The organism is Bartonella sp. AC329YNZD, from assembly GCF_042196685.1.
GTDB lineage: Bacteria > Pseudomonadota > Alphaproteobacteria > Rhizobiales > Rhizobiaceae > Bartonella.
The window spans coordinates 12949-27602 of record NZ_JBHIQS010000013.1; the positions used below are offsets into that span (position 1 = coordinate 12949).

Genomic DNA, 14654 nt, shown 5'->3' on the forward strand with positions numbered 1-14654 from the left:
GGAAACATTGCTTGAAATGAAGAAAATTAATGGCTTATTTAGTATCTGTCTGCTTTAATGATGAAAGCTTTTATAAGTGATATGGGATTTCATAATCGAATGGAAAATAAACAAGTTCATGGTGCGTAAAATTATTCCAGTTTCTTCCTTTGATTGTATTGTTTTTGGTGGCAATGGTGATCTGGCGTCGCGCAAACTTTTGCCGGCTTTGTATCATTGTCAGTGTGCTGGGCAATTCAATGAGCCAACACGTATTATTGGGGTTTCGCGCACTTCCCTAAGTCGTGAAGAATATCAAAATTTTGTCCGCATTTCTTTAGAAAAACATATCCATCCAAAAGATCTAAATTCAACAGAACTCAATCGTTTTCTTGCACGTTTAAGCTATGTTTCTGTTGATGTTTCCTCGAACCGAGGATGGGAGGATTTAGCCCTCCTTCTGTCACAAGATTCAGCGGATATTCGAGCTTTTTATTTGGCTGTTGGTTCGTCACTTTTTACTGATATTGCGATGAAGTTGGGAAAAAATAATTTGGTGACAGCACAAACACGGATTATCATTGAAAAACCAATTGGTTGCGATGTAAAAACAGCTATTTCACTTAATGATGTATTTGCAAGCGCCTTTAATGAAGAGCAGATCTTTCGCATTGATCATTATCTTGGGAAGGAAACTGTTCAAAATTTAATGGCATTGCGGTTTGTTAATACACTTTATGAACCGCTATGGAACTCCAATTATATTGATCATGTTCAAATAACCGTTGCTGAATCTTTAGGGTTAGAGGGGCGTACAGAATACTATGAAAGCACTGGTGCTCTACGCGATATGGTTCAAAACCATATGCTACAGTTACTTTGTTTGGTTGCGATGGAAATACCATTTACCAACAGTGCTAATGCTGTGCGCGATGAAAAACTTAAAGTTTTACATTCTTTGACACCGCTTGATGTCCATAATGTAGGGCAGCATACTGTACGTGGGCAGTATCTTTCTGGTCTATCAAATGGTATATCTGTAGAGTCTTATTTTGATGATCTGGGAAGAGCGAGTGAGAGCGAAACATTTGTTGCGCTTAAGGTTAAGATTGATAACTGGCGCTGGGCCAATACGCCTTTTTATTTACGAACAGGTAAGCGTATGTTCACGCGAATGTCTGAAATTGTTGTCGTTTTTAAACCTATTCCTCATAATATTTTTAATGTGGATTTAGATGAAATTTTTTCTAATCGGCTTGTAATTCGTCTCCAACCTGATGAAGGTGTAAAACAATGGTTGATGATTAAGGATCCAAGTTATGGCGGTATGCGGTTTCGTCACATTCCATTAGACATGAGTTTTGCTTCCACATTTTCTGAACGTAATCCTGATGCTTATGAACGTTTATTAATGGATGTTATTCGTGGAGATCAAACACTGTTTATGCGTCGTGATGAAGTTGAGGCTGCTTGGCGTTGGATTGATCCAATCATTGAGGGATGGGAAACAATAAAACAGCCTGTTCACAGTTATAACGCTGGTTCGTGGGGGCCGTCTGCTTCGATGAGCCTCATAGAACGTGATGGACGTATATGGAACAATTTAGTTTAGAGCAATAAGTATGTATAGAATGAATATTGATCGTTTAGACTTTGAAACCCCTCAGACTTTAGCTTTGGCATTAGCAGATCGAGTAGCCGCAGAGCTTAGTATATCTGTTCTTGAGCGTAATAGAGCAGTTTTAGCGGTGTCTGGTGGTAAAACACCAGAATTGTTTTTTCATTATTTGTCAAAAGCGGATATTGATTGGCAAAAGATCATTATCACTTTGGTCGATGAACGTTTTGTCCCTACACACGATGAACGTTCAAATGAACATATGGTACGGTGTCATTTGTTACAAAATTTTGCAGAAAAAGCACGTTTTGTAGGGCTTTATCATAAAGCAATTACTGCTGAACTTGCTGCTTTTTCAGCGGCGAGTCGTGTTAATACTTTGCCTAAACCCTTTGATGTTGTTGTTTTAGGAATGGGGGAGGATGGACATACGGCTTCTTTTTTTCCTGATGCTGATCGTTTAAAGCAAGCGCTTGATTTACGAACACAAGCACTTGTTTTACCCCTTCATGCTAAGAGTGCTGTTGAACCAAGACTCTCACTAACTTTGCCAGTTATTATGCAATCTCGTTGCATTATTCTCCATTTCGAGGGTCTTCAGAAACGCGATTGTTTTGAGGAAGCTTGTCAAGATGGGGCTGAAACAGAAATGCCTATTCGGGCAATTTTGCGTAATTCCCCTCATCTCGTTCAGGTTTATTGGTCGCCTGCAGAAAATGAAATAAGTGAATCAAAATATGCGACACAAGGTGAATAAAACGTAATCTCTCTCAATGAATGAGGGGAAGAAACAATGAAAGGGGGAGAGAAATATGGCACTTTCCAAGACAATTGCCACAGTTACACGAAGGATTTATGAACGTTCTCGATCAACACGAGAAATTTACTTAGATCGTATTGCAAAAGCACAAGTTCATCGCCCCAAACGGAGTTTTTTAGGATGTGCCAATCAGGCTCATGGCTTTGCTGCTTGTGGTGCAATAGATAAAGAGCGTTTGAAGGGAAATATCGTTGGGAATATTGGCATTATCACGGCATATAATGATATACTTTCAGCACATCAACCTTTTGAAAAATTTCCTCACTTAATTAAAGAGTCGGCCCGTACGGTTGGTGGTGTTGCACAAGTTGCAGGGGGTGTTCCCGCGATGTGCGATGGTGTTACGCAGGGAAATGCGGGGATGGAGCTTTCCCTTTTTTCGCGTGAAGTAATTGCAATGGCAACAGCTATAAGCTTATCACACGATGTCTTTGATGCAGCATTGTATCTTGGGGTGTGTGATAAAATTGTGCCAGGTTTATTGATTGGTGCCCTAACATTTGGTCATTTACCAGGAATTTTTATAGCTGCTGGTCCTATGACAAGTGGTCAAGGTAATGATGAAAAAGCGAAGATACGTCAACTTTACGCCGAAAATAAAATAGATCGTCAAACACTTCTAGCATCAGAAGCACGTTCTTATCATGGACCAGGAACATGTACATTTTATGGAACAGCTAACTCTAATCAGGTGATACTGGAGATGATGGGGCTTCATATGCCGGGAGCTTCTTTTATTAATGCGAATACACCGTTGCGTGATGCTTTAACAAAAGAAGCCACGGAACGTGTACTTGAAATGACAGATCTTGGTGATCATTATAGTCCACTTGGTATGATCATTGATGAGCGTTCTTTTGTGAATGCCATTGTAGGGTTAAATGCAACAGGGGGATCTACCAATCATACGATTCATTTGATTGCTATAGCTGCGGCTTGCGGTATTCAGTTGACATGGCATGATATTGCAGAAATTTCATCCGTTGTGCCTCTTTTAGCGCGAATTTATCCGAATGGTTTGGCTGATATCAATCATTTTTATGCAGCAGGGGGGATAGGATTTATTATCCGCGAGCTTATCGAGGCAGGTTTAGTGCATGAAGATGTTTCTACGGTTTGTGGTCAAGATCTCAATGCTTATGCAATTGAAGTGAAGCTTTCTGCTGATGGACGTGTGGTGCGTGAAGCTGCTCTCAAGGAAAGTGGTGATCATAAGGTGTTAGCAGGATGGAGAAAACCATTCCAGCCTGAAGGGGGTATTCGTGTTTTATCGGGAGATTTGGGAACAGCTATTATAAAAGTTTCCTCTGTTAAACCAGAGTATTGGCAGATTAAAGCACCAGTCTTTGTTTTTAATGATCAAGAAGAACTACAAAAATCTTTTAAATCTGGAGCGTTGCATGATAAAGATTTTATCGCTGTTATTCGCTATCAAGGACCAAAAGCCAATGGTATGCCAGAGCTTCATAAGTTAACGACCATTTTAGGCGTTTTACAAGATCGCGGTCAAAAGGTAGCATTGATAACCGATGGTCGTATGTCAGGGGCATCAGGAAAAATTCCTGCTGCTCTCCATGTGACACCAGAAGCAGTGGATAATGGCCCCATTGCACGTTTGCAGGATGGTGACATTGTTTTCCTTGATGTTCATGGGGGTAAATTAACTCTTTTGGAAGATTTAGCAAAATTTAACGCGCGAACAACCACGCCTCCTGATCTTTCAAAAAATGAACATGGTGTTGGACGCGAACTTTTTCATGTGTTTCGTCAATCCGTTAATCGTGCAGATCAAGGGGCATCTGTTTTTATGACATGACGAATGTAAAAATGGTAAATCATGTGCAATGAAACCATGCAAAATGAATTGTTACAATTCTTAGAATTTTGGTATAGGAAGATTGTGTGATCGCGCAGCGGCTTTGAGTGTATTAACCATAAGCATGGCAATTGTCATTGGTCCAACGCCTCCTGGAACAGGGGTGATCGCAGCAGCTTTTTCTTTTACATTTTCAAAATCGACATCACCAACAAGACGTGTTTTCCCTATACCTTTTTCTGGTGCAGCAACGCGATTAATACCGACATCAATAACAATTGCACCATTTTTCACCCAGTCTTTTTTAATCATTTGTGGGCGGCCTACAGCAGCTACGAGAATATCAGCGCTTCGACACACATCATCAAGGTCACGGGTACGACTATGGGCAATTGTCACAGTGGCATTGGCTGCTGTTAAAAGGGCAGCCATAGGTTTTCCAACAATATTAGAGCGTCCAACAACGACAGCATCAAGTCCAGATAAATCTTGCCCACATTGTTGTTCAATCATCATCATGGCACCAGCTGGTGTGCAGGGAATAATAGCATCTTCAAGTGCATTTGCCGCGAGTTTTCCTACATTAATATAATGAAAACCATCAACATCTTTTTGAAAAGCAATGGCTTGTGTTACGCGGTTTGTATTCATATGAGCAGGGAGAGGCAGCTGTACCAGAATACCATGAATTTTTGGATCAGAGTTTAATGTTGCAATAAGTTGAAGTAGTTCTTTTTCTTGGGTTTCTTTGGAAACGACATGTTTGATTGAAAGAAACCCACATTCTTCGGCTTTTTTATTTTTTGAGGCGACATATACTTGACTTGCGGGATCATCTCCAACAATAATAACGGCGATACTAGGTTGTATATTATAGTGACGGCGGAGCTTTGTTGTTTCGGCCTTAACTTTTACGATAATCTCTTCAGCAAGTTTTTTCCCGTCGATAATATTATTCATTCAGAGATCCTTTCGGTAAGGCTGTTTGTTTTTTTGTAAAGCATTTTCTAATGATACGATAGAGTTTTATAGCAATAACGGTAAGAATGGTTTGATAAGGTTGTGGATTTATAGTTTTAGAAGACTTTTAAATAATTGCTTTATAAAGAAGCAGCAACATTGCTGTTTGAATAAACTTTGGATAAAGAATAAAAATAATGAAGATATAAGGCGAATTATAAGGATATAAAAAATCTTTTAACGATCATTTAATTTTGTATTTAATCTGTTATAGGGGGATAACTGCAGAGGGATGTTGTGCACATCAGAATAATAAAATTTTTGAGCGGAATTTTTATTACAATTATCTTTTTATTTGGAGTGGGGATTCTCGTTTTACCTTATCTTGTCTCTACAGATGCGATTCGTATTCATTTAGCACAGGATTTGAGTGCATGGACGGGTTATAATGTACAACTGCGTGATCCACCGCGGTTACATCTTTTCCCTTATCCTAAAGCATTTCTTTCCGGCGTTACTTTAACATCAAAAATGGATGATGTTACGCCATTATTGGAAGCTGAATCAATAGAAGTTGATCTTTCTTTAATAGATCTTCTTTGGGGGCATGTTTCTTTTTCCGAGACGCGGATTGTGCGTCCTCAATTTGTTATGGAAAAGCCCGTTGAAACAATGGCAGATTTTTTTGATAGATTTTCTCGCTCACAAGGTGCATTAGGATTGGCAATACGCAATGCGCGTGAAATATTAAAAAATAATCCTGAACATCCAGAGCTAGAGCATCTTTTGAAACAACCTTTTGGGAGGATTGTTATTGAAAATGGTGTTCTTGTGTATCACGATAGTTTTTCGGGAGTAGCAGAAAAAATAACAGGATTAAATGCGACTTTAGATTGGGCTGAATCGACTGAGGAAGTACGCTTGCGTGCAGATGCTCGTTGGCGCGGAGAATTTACAAAGTTATCAATTGATGCTTCTCAAGCATTGCTGCTTCTTGCAGGAGGAAAAAGCCAGATTAAGGCAAGTCTCAATTCTGTGCGTGGGGGAATAACGTTTACAGGACAGGCTCGGTTATCTGAATATTATATTTTTGATGGAAAGGTATCGATGCGTTCTCCGGGATGGAATCAGACATTGTCTTGGATTGGTGGGAATCAGTTTTGGGGACATAAATTAAAAATACCCATTGTATGGGAATCTCATTTTTTAGCGCAACCAATGCATATCCAAATGAATAATGTTACCTTTACGATGGGGCAAACTAGTGCGCGTGGGGCTTTAGAACTTGATTTCCAAGATTCTGTACCAAATATTATGGGCTCTTTAGCATTTGATAACTTAGATTCTAGCACTTTGGGCTCAATGTTTTTTTCAAGCAAAAAGAAAAATTCATTTTTTGATATGACAAATTTTGATTGTATTGGGGTGGATGTACGACTTTCTGCACCACAAACTAAAATAGGGAATATTTCACTCACAAATTTAGCTGCTGCAATACAAATAAAAAATGGGCATGGTATTTTTGATCTTGGGCATGCGAATATTTGGGGTGGATCCATTCAAAGTAATATTGAAGTTACGCCAGTTGGACAGAAAGTGCGTATTGGAGGAAATATTTCAGGTGCTTCTATTGATATGCAGGAAGCTCTAGAAGCTTTAGGATTTATTCCATTTATACAAAGCAAAACGAATTTTACTGCAACGATACAGACACTGGCTGATTCTTGGATGGAAGTTTTTACAAAAATGCAGAGTGAATTAACATTAAAGATGTCTTCTGGTCGGCTATTAGGGTATGATTTGAATGAATTACAAACAAGACTTTCAAACAAACAACAATTTCTTTTAACAAATGATGATTCTCTTTCCACAACTTTTGATCACTGGGATATCCAGACAAGCTTTTCAGAAGGTGTGATGAAAGTGACAGAGTCATTGATGCATACAGCAGACTTGAGTTTATCCATTCAGGGAGCTATTGCAACTGCTATTTCTCAAGGGAAGCAGAATGAATTGATACTACAGGCACAATTACGAAAAAATTATAGATCAGACACTTTATGTAAAGATGTTCAATGCCTTGCTAACAGCCTTGCATGGCCTTTTACATTTTCTCTGAGCTCTAAAGGACAAGATCATGGTAATTTTTTAATTACAAAAGCCACTGATACAGATTGAGTATTGTTTTTCGTCTATACAACATTTTATTTTATAATTATAACTCATCCGTTTACAATTTAAAGTTGTTTTTAAACTTAAATAAGAAATTCCACTATCGTAAGATTCTCTCATTTTAAATCTATTCGTGATAAAGTCATAAAAATCGTCCTCTACGTTATAAGCGTGGTTGGTATGTCGATAAATGAGTGAAGAGAGGAAGAACAACGCTTCTTATAAAATCTTTTAAATACAAGAGATTCATAATATTGATGCAAGTCTTAGAAGGTTGCTAGCAATATTTTGTTACACTAAATTTTTAAGGGATGTCGGTCAGTGCTTATTGAATCTCAGAAGAAATACCATAGCCATCTTTGGTAACTGTATGCTTCCCGTCGGCTCCAACAGAACCAATTCCCACTGTAATCAAAATAAAGGCTAAGAGGGTTGTAATCGTAATAATTGTAGCTTTTTTAGCAGACATATCTTTTTCCTCCACGGATGCATCAATGACCCAATTCAAAGATGAACGGTGTATTATCTAAACTTTTATGAAAGCAGAATCACTTAAAGACCGATAGGTTCCTATTATCATCTCATAAAGCTAAAAAAACTCTATAAATTTTTCATATATTATAGTTCTATAGATATATTTTTTTCTTTTTGTTATATATTTTTCTTCATTTTCTCGATGATGATAGTGAGCTTTGGCAAAATTTTTATGCGCATAAATTATAAACTTAAAAGATTATTTATTAGACAGACATTGGCTTTGAATGAAGAAATAAAGATAGAAGGGGCGCAAGCTTTTTATCTTGTGCATGTTTTGCGGATGAAAGAAGGAGCAGAAATTTTACTTTTTAATGGACAGGATGGTGAATGGCTTGCTAAACTTATCATTGTAAAAAAAAAATTTGTTGTGGTTCAGCTTATCCATCAAGAAAGATTACAAACGAGGCATTCTAATCTTATTTATTGCTTTGCTCCACTTAAAAACGCGCGGTTGGATTATATGGTGCAGAAAGCTGTTGAAATGGGGGTATCGATTTTGCAGCCTGTTATAACGCATCATACGCAGGTTACGCGTATCAATATGGCGCGTATGGAAGCCAATGTTATCGAAGCTTCTGAACAGTGTGGCATTTTATCTCTGCCTGAATGCGTATCTGCTCTATCATTAGCAGAACTTTTAGCACAGTGGGATGAGACACAGCCTTTATTCTTTTGTGATGAAGAGCATAAATCGCATAATCCATTACCTTCTTTTAAAAAGCGTGACGTTACAACACCTGGTGTTCTCATTGGACCAGAAGGTGGGTTTAGTGAAGAAGAGCGGAGCTTTTTAAAAAAACATCCTTTTGTGGTTCCAATATCATTAGGTCCGCGTATTTTACGCGCTGACACTGCCGCTGTCGCTGCTTTGGCTCTTCTTAATGCTACCGTGGGGGATTGGGCAATGGATTGAGAAGTCTGTAAAATCATTCTAAACAATTCATTTAAGACGATGATAGGATATGATAAGTTATGGCGCTTGATATAACCGATGAAAGTGAAATTTATAACTTAGATTCCTTGGTTAGCTATTTCCAAGGGGGGTATAAACCAGAAGATGATTGGCGTATTGGTACAGAACATGAAAAATTTCCGTTTTATAGAGATGGTTTTCTTCCTGTTCCTTATGAAGGTGAGAGAGGAATCCGAGCGCTTTTAAAGGGGATGCAAAGCGTTTTAGGATGGGAACCTATTTTAGATGAAGGGAATATTATTGGGCTCGTAGGATCAGGTGATCAGGGGGCTATTTCTTTGGAACCTGGGGGACAATTTGAATTATCGGGTGCACCATTAAAAACAATAGGTCATACTTATAACGAGTTGATGCAGCATTTAGCTCTTCTCAAGAAAATTTCAGAACCATTAGGGATTGGTTTTTTAGGTCTTGGTGCTAGTCCAAAGTGGACTTTGGCTGAAACGCCGAAAATGCCTAAGTCACGTTATCAGATTATGACTGATTATATGCCGAAAGTGGGGCATAATGGTCTTAATATGATGTATCGCACATCAACGGTTCAGGTTAATCTTGATTTTTCATCTGAAAGTGATATGCGGCAAAAAATGCAAGTATCTATGAAGTTACAGTCTATTGCGACCGCATTATTTGCAAGTTCACCTTTTACAGAAGGACGTCCGAATGGCTTTTTATCTTGGCGTTCTGAAATTTGGCGTAATACGGATAATCAGAGGACAGGGGTTCTCCCTTTTATATTTTCTGAGCGCTTTGGTTTTGCTGATTATGTTGAATGGGCCCTTGATGTTCCAATGTATTTTGTTGTTCGTGATGGTCGTTATTATGATTGTACACACATAACGTTTCGTCAGTTTATGAATGGAGCATTAAAAGGACAAGTTGCAAATTCAATTCCAAATATGGGAGATTGGATTAATCACCTATCAACGTTATTTCCTGAAGTCCGCTTAAAAAGATTTTTAGAAATGAGAGGAGCGGATTGTGGTTCTTGGAAGCGTATTTGTGCGTTGTCAGCTTTTTGGGTTGGGCTTCTTTATGATAGAGAAGCACTTAATGAGGCGGAGGCTTTGACAAAAGATTGGTGTTTTGAAGAAGTTTTAGAGTTGCGCCAACGCGTTCCAAAAGAGGGGTTAAAAACTCCTTTTCGTCAAACCATTCTGTTAGAATTAGCTCGTCAAGCCCTTGCTATTGCACGCAAGGGCCTAAAAAATCGCAAACAGTATGATGCGAATGGTTTTGATGAAACAAATTTTCTTAATCCTTTAGAAGAGGTTGTTGCAATGGGGCAAACAGATGCTGAAAAATTGTTGTCCTATTACTATTCTATTTGGAATGAGTCTGTAGAACCTGTATTTTTAGAATGTGCTTATTAAATTTGAGGCAAAGACATTTTGTACTTTTTTAAAAATGCATATCACTGTGGTGGCTCATTCACTCACTTATCTTAGAAAGAATATTTCCCCTTGCTTTCAACATTGTCTCGTAAATGATACAATACAAAGATCTCTTAGTCCCTATTATTTTTATATCCAGATTAATACTGTCACGATATTTCCGTAACCTCAATCTTGTATCTTTATCTTAGAGATGGATCATAAGAGATATATTTAGCTTGTTATCAAATATTTTTATCCACTTGGCTCATCACGCTTATGAATAAGTCTGAAAACAATATTTTTCACTTTTTAATAAAGGAATAAAAATATTATTTGTGTTTAATAATCTTATCCAATATTAAATTATTATCATTCAATATACGATGTTTATATGAATATGAAGTATTTTTTATGTGGAACAAAATACAAAAATTTAGTTGTTGTACAGGCAAGCTGCAAATACTTATTTTGTTTGCTAAACATAGAGTGGGCTGCTTAACTTTTTGTTGCTTCCATTTTTTATTAGCCAGATCTTATAAGGATTCTTATCCCTTTTTTTATCATTATACGATATAATTACGCTGTCATTATGCAGACAATAGCTGTATTTTTAAAACGGGTAAGGAAATTACATGTTATTATTTTCTCTGGACGCATAATTTGTTCTTTTCGGTTAATGGGAGTTGGAGAATCTAGAAATTTTTTTCCATATTCAGCCATCAGATCATGAAAGTCTTCTGCAAGTTTTGCGAGAAAAACATCTTTTTTCAATGAATCAAATGAGTATTGTATTTGATTAGTGAGCAGATCTTCATCTTTGGATTATTTGCCAAACAACAGCAAAACGTCCACAAAAGGCAAGTATTGTGTGATAATGCTTTAAAATATCCAATTGTGGAGGTTCAATTTGTAATTCTATTAAATATTTTTAAAATCATACCTTATCATATTCTACAGATGTAACAGGTTTTGTCTTACTTTGAAAGACTTTTATAACTTCTTTTGCTATTTCCTTTTTTTCACGATATTCTAAGTCTTTATGGTTTTGACTGATAAAGTTCATTGTACGGATTCAAATCGTTCACTTTAGTATATCCAAATGATATTAATACAGCAAACAAAAGTATCAATAGAGAAGATACAACAATAAATGTTATGGTACGCTTCATGAGTAATTTAACTCCTTATCTTCAATAAATAGACCGATATTAAATACGTCTATGATGACGATTGATATCATTTAGTTTTGTTATATCAACAGGATATATGGTATTTTTGTTGGTATTGTGTTTTAGGGTGTGTTGAGTAATGTTTTATATTATTAGTTGTATTGCATTTTATAGGTATTGTGGTTTTCGAAGTCTTCACATTTGAGATTTTTTTGTTATTGAGAGGGCATATTTTCATGTCTATAAAGAGAATTTCGAAAAACAAAAAAGCTTCCATTGAGAGCAGAGAAAGAATGTGTAAAAGGTGTTATCCATAAAATAATTATATTTGAAGTGCTGATCAAAATTGTTGAGAGTGCCGTCCATAAAATTGGCAAGAGTGGCTTGATCTTGTATTTTTCAGAAAAGTTATGAATGTTCGATTATTAATTAACCATTGTTTGGAAAGCTCTTTTCAATTCAAAGAGCAAAAGAGAGTGATAAGGGCATTTAGAGTGATAAGATATGTTGGAGTTATTCAGTATTAAGATGCTATGAGTGCTGTTTATATTTCTCTTTTTAAATTATTTAATGAGAGTATAAATTTAAATAATAGGAAAATAATTTTATTTATTTTCTTTAAACATTTATTAGTAGATAAAAAATTCTCTTTTAATCTATAAATTGAAAAATAATGGTTTTGTAAAAACCTTGTAAGTTTTATACTTTAACTTTCAAATATCATGCATTGATTTTGAGGTATGTATGTTATTTACATCAATCATAAACAATAGTGGATATAGACTGGGCATAGACAATGACATTTAATTTTTTTATCAATTTATTTCTATTTGTTATTTTTTTATTGTGGATTGCTCAGAGTAAGAGAATGCAATGGAGTCTTTCACTCCGTGTTATGCTAGGGCTTATCCTTGGCTTGATTTTTGGTAGTATTTTACAGTTTGTTTATGGAGAGGGTGAAGGCACTTTATTGAAATCCGTTGAATGGTTTAACATTGTTGGTGAAGGCTATATTTTATTGTTACAAATGATTGTTATGCCACTGGTTTTTGTCTCTATCGTTTCAGCGGTTGCTCATTTACATTCTGTTTATGCTGTTGGAAAGATGAGTATAATAACAATTTCAATATTGCTTTTTACAACGGCTCTTTCAGCATTGGTTGGCGTGCTTGTGGTTAATTTCTTTGGATTAACAGCAAATGGTTTGGTGCATGAAGGGCAAAATGTTTCTGCTATTCTTGAAGGTCATATTTCTCAACTTGGAGATATGAATATACCAAAGATGATTTTGTCTATGATTCCTAAAAATCCATTTGCTGAATTGAGTGGAGCTAAACGTACGTCAATTATCAGTGTTGTGATTTTTGCGTCATTTTTAGGTGCAGCGGTTCTTCTTTTAAAGAAAGATGAGCCAGAAAAAGGAGAAAACGCGCTTTTATTTATTCAAGTGGCACAAGCTTGGATTATGCGGTTGGTCCGTATAGTGATTGCTTTGACGCCTTATGGTATTTTTGCTCTTATGACGAAAGTAGGAGCGATATCACGTATTTCAGATATTTTAAATTTACTGGTTTTTATTATTGCCTCTTATGTCGGTATTATCTTAATTTTTGGTATTCATGGTGTACTGCTTGGCATTTCTGGGATTAATCCCTTTCGTTTTTTCAAAAAGGTTTTACCGGTTTTAACATTTGCTTTTAGCAGTCGTTCAAGTGCTGCAAGTATTCCTTTGAATATTGAAGCGCAAACGCAGTGGATAGGAGTTCCGCAATCCATTGCGAGTTTTGCAGCTTCTTTTGGGGCAACAATTGGACAAAATGGTTGTGCCGGTCTTTATCCAGCGATGCTTGCGACCATGATTGCACCCTCTATGGGTATTAATCCTCTTGATCCTACTTGGATTGCTACGCTTGTTGGGATTGTAACGTTGAGTTCTATTGGTGTTGCTGGTGTGGGGGGAGGGGCTATCTTTGCTGCATTGATTGTTTTACCAATTATGGGATTTCCTGTTACTTTGGTTGCTGTACTCATCTCTATTGAACCGCTAATTGATATGGGACGTACTGCTCTAAACGTGAGCGATTCAATGGTAGCTGGAACAATTACCAGTCAAATGTTACGAACAACGGATAAAAGTATTTTAAAAAAATGATTTTAGGTTATGTTTTTTTAGATTGTAAAACATCTGTAAGAGATATTTGCGCTGAACCAGGTTGTAGGGGTTTTTGTTGATTGGGATGAGGGGCCCAACCAGAGAGCCAGATGAAAGAAAAATGTGCACGAATACGTCCATCAGGATCACTAAATCGTTGTGCATAGATTTCAGCTGCGCGGAGAAAAAAACGTTTGGATACAGGGCGTCGTGAACGATTTATGTGTGCATTTTGCATTCCCATAGCTTTAAGATCGTGCATAAGATCAAACATTGTATTATAACGTATTGTGATATCTTCAACGTCTGCTACAGGAAGGGCAAAGCCAACACGCTGTAAAAGAGCGCCTGCATCACGAATGTCGGCAAAAGGGTAGACCCTAGGGCTTGCTCCATCATAAATTTCACTTTCAGCTTGCAGCAGGCTTTCGCGCAATTCTCTTAATGTACCAGCTCCTGCCATAACAGCAAGAAATAAGCCATCTGGTTTAAGAGTATTTTTTATCTGGCTTAGAACACCAGGGGTATCATTGGTCAATTGTAATGAAAGAAGTGAAACAATAAGGTCACAGTAACTTTGAGGTAAATCAAGAAATTCTCGATGACGTAAATGAAATTTTTTATCATGGCTTTGATAAAGCGTATCGGTTTCAATACGTTCTATGGAACAAACTTTTCCAGACTTCATTAAAGCTTGCGCAGCAAGGTCTGTATGGCTGTGTAAATCGAGAGCTAATGTAAAGAGGCGATCAACAGTACTAAGACGTTTATAGAGATCTTCTGCTGTGTGAGAGAGTAAAAAGTCATATCCTTTTTTTGCTTTTTGGAAAGCGCGTTTGCGGAATTGTTCAATGCGGTTATGATCAAAAATTAAAGGATGCGACATATTGTAGAACACTTTCTCTCTATGAAAGAATATATTTTGAAAAGGTTCATTATTTGTGCAAGCTCTGTCAAGTTTATAATATGAAAGAAAATAAATTTATAGAAGGTAAGAGTTTTTAAAGGAATTAAAATTATAAATTGAGGAAATACAAAGGAACTTTTGTTCTACGGGGAACTTGTAAAAGCCTAGATTTATA

General features: G+C 36.8%; 10 protein-coding genes. 7 read left to right on the forward strand and 3 right to left on the reverse strand.

Translation table 11 applies throughout. The features are described from left to right. Window positions 1-118: 118 nt before the first annotated feature. The 3 genes from zwf to edd are packed head-to-tail and all read left to right on the forward strand — an operon-like array spanning window position 119 to window position 4233. Entirely contained in the window at window positions 119-1591 is a 1473-nt protein-coding gene (zwf, locus tag ACFIMW_RS06755; protein ID WP_375608565.1) for a glucose-6-phosphate dehydrogenase, read from the forward strand. 10 nt (window positions 1592-1601) lie between these two features. Then, on the forward strand, window positions 1602-2354 hold the full coding sequence (gene pgl, locus ACFIMW_RS06760) for a 6-phosphogluconolactonase (RefSeq protein ID WP_375606452.1): 753 nt from the start codon (window positions 1602-1604) through the stop codon (window positions 2352-2354). Window positions 2355-2409: 55 nt separating this feature from the next. Beyond that, a complete protein-coding gene (edd, locus tag ACFIMW_RS06765) occupies window positions 2410-4233 on the forward strand; it encodes a phosphogluconate dehydratase (protein ID WP_375608566.1) in 1824 nt (607 codons plus the stop codon). A 60-nt stretch (window positions 4234-4293) separates the two neighbouring features. On the opposite strand, the gene folD is transcribed toward edd, so the two are convergent. After that, on the reverse strand, window positions 4294-5193 hold the full coding sequence (gene folD, locus ACFIMW_RS06770) for a bifunctional methylenetetrahydrofolate dehydrogenase/methenyltetrahydrofolate cyclohydrolase FolD (protein ID WP_375606450.1): 900 nt from the start codon (window positions 5191-5193) through the stop codon (window positions 4294-4296). Window positions 5194-5490: 297 nt separating this feature from the next. Between folD and ACFIMW_RS06775 the strand changes: the two genes are divergently transcribed. After that, window positions 5491-7371, forward strand: a complete 1881-nt coding sequence (locus ACFIMW_RS06775) for an AsmA family protein (protein ID WP_375608567.1) — start codon at window positions 5491-5493, stop codon at window positions 7369-7371. Window positions 7372-7690: 319 nt separating this feature from the next. Here ACFIMW_RS06775 and ACFIMW_RS06780 read toward each other — a convergent pair whose 3' ends face one another. Beyond that, a complete protein-coding gene (locus tag ACFIMW_RS06780; protein WP_375606448.1) occupies window positions 7691-7834 on the reverse strand; it encodes a hypothetical protein in 144 nt (47 codons plus the stop codon). 237 nt (window positions 7835-8071) lie between these two features. On the opposite strand from ACFIMW_RS06780, the gene ACFIMW_RS06785 reads away from it, so the two are divergent. From ACFIMW_RS06785 to ACFIMW_RS06795, 3 genes are all read left to right on the forward strand, one after another. Then, the gene (locus tag ACFIMW_RS06785) at window positions 8072-8815 is read left to right on the forward strand and encodes a 16S rRNA (uracil(1498)-N(3))-methyltransferase (RefSeq protein ID WP_375606447.1); all 744 of its coding nucleotides are present in this window, start codon (window positions 8072-8074) and stop codon (window positions 8813-8815) included. A gap of 59 nt (window positions 8816-8874) precedes the next feature. Further along, window positions 8875-10248 carry a glutamate--cysteine ligase gene (locus ACFIMW_RS06790; RefSeq protein WP_375606446.1) on the forward strand — a complete coding sequence of 458 codons (1374 nt, stop codon included), beginning with the start codon at window positions 8875-8877 and terminating at the stop codon, window positions 10246-10248. Between the two features lie 1968 nt (window positions 10249-12216). Continuing rightward, window positions 12217-13572, forward strand: a complete 1356-nt coding sequence (locus tag ACFIMW_RS06795; protein ID WP_375606445.1) for an L-cystine transporter — start codon at window positions 12217-12219, stop codon at window positions 13570-13572. Window positions 13573-13579: 7 nt separating this feature from the next. On the opposite strand, the gene ACFIMW_RS06800 is transcribed toward ACFIMW_RS06795, so the two are convergent. Further along, window positions 13580-14458: a methyltransferase gene (locus ACFIMW_RS06800; protein ID WP_375608569.1), complete on the reverse strand. Its 879-nt coding sequence runs from the start codon at window positions 14456-14458 to the stop codon at window positions 13580-13582. Window positions 14459-14654: the final 196 nt, after the last annotated feature.

Coding starts and splice junctions, on each gene's coding strand:
- ACFIMW_RS06785 (WP_375606447.1), top strand. CDS start 8,072: ATGCGCATAAATTATAAACTTAAAAGATTATTTATTAGACAGACATTG.
- folD (WP_375606450.1), bottom strand. CDS start 5,193: ATGAATAATATTATCGACGGGAAAAAACTTGCTGAAGAGATTATCGTA.
- ACFIMW_RS06800 (WP_375608569.1), bottom strand. CDS start 14,458: ATGTCGCATCCTTTAATTTTTGATCATAACCGCATTGAACAATTCCGC.
- ACFIMW_RS06790 (WP_375606446.1), top strand. CDS start 8,875: ATGGCGCTTGATATAACCGATGAAAGTGAAATTTATAACTTAGATTCC.
- edd (WP_375608566.1), top strand. CDS start 2,410: ATGGCACTTTCCAAGACAATTGCCACAGTTACACGAAGGATTTATGAA.
- ACFIMW_RS06795 (WP_375606445.1), top strand. CDS start 12,217: ATGACATTTAATTTTTTTATCAATTTATTTCTATTTGTTATTTTTTTA.
- pgl (WP_375606452.1), top strand. CDS start 1,602: ATGTATAGAATGAATATTGATCGTTTAGACTTTGAAACCCCTCAGACT.
- zwf (WP_375608565.1), top strand. CDS start 119: ATGGTGCGTAAAATTATTCCAGTTTCTTCCTTTGATTGTATTGTTTTT.
- ACFIMW_RS06780 (WP_375606448.1), bottom strand. CDS start 7,834: ATGTCTGCTAAAAAAGCTACAATTATTACGATTACAACCCTCTTAGCC.